A 369-nucleotide genomic window follows, 5' to 3' on the forward strand; every position below is an offset into this window, starting at 1 on the left:
CAACATTCCTCGCTTCAAAAAGATAGAGACTCTGACACTCGGTGTTTTTTTGCCCCTGGTGCTCATTGGGTACACGATGTTGCTTTTGTCGGGTGCCGAAGCCGTGTTCTGGGGGCGTAGTTCGACCGCTGTTTATCACGGCTACAGTGCTTATCTAGTTTCACTGTTGTGGTTTGGTGTGGCGGGTCTACTTATCGGGCATTTCTGGTTTCGGAATTACCGAGTACTGACTAGGGCAAATCACAAGATGCTTATGCGGGTGTCGGCTATCTTGGTAGTGGTGGGGTTGGTTTCAGCAATTGTGCTGGTCTAAACATTTAACAAGTTATTCAAGTACGTTCCAGCCCTAACGGGCCTCCACCGGACCGG

General features: G+C 49.9%; 1 protein-coding gene. It reads left to right on the plus strand.

Going from position 1 to position 369, the window contains the following annotated elements:
- The coding region (locus tag EZI54_RS25000) for a hypothetical protein (protein WP_207389364.1) at positions 1 to 313 on the plus strand (313 nt) is incomplete at its 5' end.
- Positions 314 to 369: the final 56 nt, after the last annotated feature.

It is taken from the genome of Marinobacter halodurans, from assembly GCF_004327985.1.
In the GTDB taxonomy this organism is placed as follows: domain Bacteria; phylum Pseudomonadota; class Gammaproteobacteria; order Pseudomonadales; family Oleiphilaceae; genus Marinobacter_A; species Marinobacter_A halodurans.